We start from the raw sequence: 3,448 nt of genomic DNA, 5'->3' as shown, positions 1-3,448 counted from the left end.
GTCTACACCCTGGTAGCCGGAACCTACCCTCCTCTTCTTAAAAGATTCCTGCTTCACTTTTCACTCCTGCCTCTGGTAGCAGGCGGCTCTTATGAGCTTCTGAAACTTTCCGGAAAAACCAGGGAGAACAAGATCACCCGGATACTCTCAGCACCCGGCATCTGGCTGCAGAAGATAACTACCCAGGAGCCGGATGAGTCCCAGTTAGAAGTGGCAATAGTAGCTCTGGAAAGCGCCTTAGGAAACCCGGATTTGTCTATTGATCCGGATAAAAGCATTATAGAAAAAATATGATAGAGATTTTAGAAAAAGTCCAGGAAAGATACAGGGAGCTTACCCTGCTTCTGTCTGATCCTCAGGTTCTCCAGGACCAGAACAGATACAAGAAAGTCGCCAAAGAGCAGGCAGAGCTAACGGAGATAGTGGAGCTTTATTCCCAATTAAAGCAGGTTTTAAAGCAGATGGAGGAGGACGAAAAGATTAAGTCCGGGTCACAGGATAAGGAATTAGTTGAGTTAGCTAAAGCTGAATTAGAGGAGTTAGAGGAGAAGAAGAAAAAGCTTGAGGAAAAACTCAAACTCCTTTTAATTCCAAAGGACCCGAACGATTCCAAGAATACCATTGTGGAGATAAGAGCAGGCACCGGTGGTGAGGAGGCAGCCCTTTTCGCCGCAGACCTGTATAGGATGTATGCAAAATACTCGGAAAAAAAAGGGTGGAGAACAGAGATCTTAGGTTCCAACCCCACCGGCTTAGGCGGATTTAAGGAGATAATCTTTTCAGTGGAGGGAGATAAGGTTTATAAGAATTTGAAATACGAAAGCGGGGTGCACCGGGTGCAGAGGGTTCCAAAGACCGAAGCCTCAGGCAGGATCCATACCTCAGCCGCTTCAGTCGCAGTTTTACCAGAGGCAGAGGAAGTGGATATCGAGATAAAACCGGAGGATCTGAAAATCGACGTGTTCAGGTCCTCAGGTCCAGGAGGACAGTCGGTAAATACGACGGACTCAGCAGTTCGGATAACTCATTTGCCCACTAACACTGTAGTCTCCTGCCAGGACGAGAAATCGCAGTTGAAAAACAAGAATAAAGCATTAAAGGTATTAAGGGCACGTCTTTTGGACAAAGCCCGGACAGAGCAGGAGGAGAAAATAGCCCGGCAGAGGAAATCGATGGTCAAAACCGGTGACCGGTCAGAGAAGATCAGGACCTATAATTTCCCCCAGAACCGGATAACGGATCACCGGATCGGCTTGACCCTGCATCGCCTGGAGGATGTCCTGTCTGGGGACTTAGACGAGCTAATAGCAGTCCTGGAAAGAGAGGAACAGGCTGAGAAGTTACAAAATGAGAAGGTTTTAAAATAAGGAGGGAGGAATGAAGCTTTTCAAATACGTCTTAGCTTTCGTTTTGACTGTGATTTTACTCGGCATCGCCCAGCACATATCTATCCGGGTACCAGAGCTTACAGAAGTGACATCTGATGGGATAAAGCTATCCCATACGACTGTAACGGAAAAAGTTGGAGCAGGTGAAGTAGAAATAATTGCCACCCTAACGACTCCGGAAACCGCGGATAAGTATTCATTAAACCTTTTTTACAAGATTGGAAAAGGAGAAGGTGAATACACCAGTCTGAGAATGCAGCCAGTCGAAGGAAAAGCTAACCAGTTTTCAGCAGTTATTCCTTCACAGCCAAAAGGGAAAAGGGCCTATTATTATCTTTCCTTATCTGATAGCCAGGGTAAGAGAATATTGACCTTGCCTGAAAAATTGGACCTTTTAAACAACCCTTTTCTGGTTAAATTCAAGGGTAAAGTTCCTCATTATGTTATCGGACCTCATGTGCTGATGATGTTTGCCTCTGTTTTCTTTGTATTCCTGGTTCTGTTCACTTCTCTGGAGATATTGTGGGGCAAAGATTCGCTCAGACAACTCTCTGTTTACAGTCTGTGGGCGACAATTCTTTCTTTCATCGGAGGAGTCCCTTTAGGTATTCTGGTTACCAACCTGACCTTTGGCGAGTTCTGGGGAGGTTTCCCAATTTTCACGGATATAACTGACAGCAAGACTTCAATTCTTATATTTTACTGGATTATCTTTTTGATTCTCATAAAAGGCTCAGCTTTCAGGAAAGACAAAACTAAAAACCTTTTACCGGACAAAACCCTGGCCTGGTTTGGCATCTTGGGTTATATTTTAACTTTAGGGATCTACCTTATTCCTCACAGCATATGATCGATTTTAAAAAAGCCTCTGAGATAGCCCTGAATTCTGCAAAATCCAGGGGTGCATCTTATGCGGACATCCGGGTTGTCGACACTGAGGACGAGAATATCTCGGTAAAAAACGGTGCGGTAGAGCTGATCGAGAAAAACAACTCTTTTGGCTTTGGGATAAGGGTAATTGCAGATGGTGCCTGGGGATTTGCCTCATCTGCAGACCTGAATGAAGGCAACCTGAAGAAGACTGCTGGCCTTGCTGTAAAAATTGCCAGAGCCTCAGCCAAGCTCAAGAAAAACGATTTAGTCTTAGCTCCTCTTAATAAAACTAAAGATTCATATAGAAATCCAGTCCAGATAGACCCTTTTACCATCCCTCTAAAAGAAAAGTTGGATTATCTTTTAGCTTTAGACCAATTGTTAAGGAAAACAGATGGCATCACCTCAGCTTCCGCCTTTATGGATTTTAGAAAAGAGAACAGGTTCTTTTCAAGCTCAGAAGGTTCTCAAATCGAGCAGACTATTATTCAGAGCGGAGCAGGCATCGAAGCAACAGCGATGAAGTCCAGAAGGGAGATGGGAAAAAGGTCTTTTCCGGATTCCAATGGGCAATATGAATCTACAGGGTACGAATTAATCAAAGAGTTAAACCTTGAGGAAAACTGTGAAAAGACAGCCCGGCAGGCAAAAGCTTTGCTTTCAGCTAAAGATTGTCCATCCGGAACGAAAACTTTAGTCTTGGACGGCGCCCAACTCTCCTTACAGATTCACGAGTCCATAGGCCATCCATTAGAATTGGACAGGGTCTTGGGCGCAGAGAAAAACTTCTCCGGCACAAGCTTTGCCACGCTGGATAAATTGAACAAACTCAGATACGCCTCAGACATAGTCAATGTGGTCACAGATCCTACCTATCCAGGTGGTCTGGGAAGCTTCGGGTATGATGATGAAGGAGTTAAAGCTGAAAGAAAAGATTTGATCAAAAACGGACTCTTAGTTGGGTACTTGACCTCCAGGGAGACGGCACCTCTTGTTAAGACCTTATCTAACGGTTCAATGAGGGCTGAAGGCTGGGGAAATATCCCGATTATCCGTATGACTAACACCATACTTTTGCCTGGGAATTATAGTTTTGAGGACTTGATTTCAGAGGTGGACGACGGAATCTATATGGAGACAGTCTCCTCCTGGAGCATAGATGACAACCGGGAGAATTTCCAGATGGG

At 44.8% G+C, this 3,448-nt stretch carries 4 protein-coding genes; all 4 read left to right on the top strand.

Features of this window, described 5'->3' with window-relative positions; translation table 11 throughout:
* A partial coding sequence (locus MUP17_11775) for a DUF1385 domain-containing protein (GenBank protein ID MCJ7459652.1) occupies positions 1-294 on the top strand: 294 nt, incomplete at its 5' end.
* Positions 291-1,367, top strand: coding sequence for a peptide chain release factor 1 (gene prfA, locus MUP17_11770; protein ID MCJ7459651.1), 1,077 nt, complete (start codon positions 291-293; stop codon positions 1,365-1,367). The genes MUP17_11775 and prfA, both read left to right, overlap by 4 nt.
* A gap of 10 nt (positions 1,368-1,377) precedes the next feature.
* On the top strand, positions 1,378-2,238 hold the full coding sequence (locus tag MUP17_11765; protein MCJ7459650.1) for a hypothetical protein: 861 nt from the start codon (positions 1,378-1,380) through the stop codon (positions 2,236-2,238).
* Positions 2,235-3,448 (top strand): TldD/PmbA family protein (locus MUP17_11760; protein MCJ7459649.1); only part of this gene is annotated, 1,214 nt, incomplete at its 3' end. The genes MUP17_11765 and MUP17_11760, both read left to right, overlap by 4 nt.

The sequence above is a fragment of the Candidatus Zixiibacteriota bacterium genome, from assembly GCA_022865345.1.
GTDB lineage: Bacteria > Zixibacteria > MSB-5A5 > MSB-5A5 > RBG-16-43-9 > RBG-16-43-9.
Note: the sequence above shows the minus strand (reverse complement) of the source record. Positions and strands in the feature narration are given on the sequence as shown.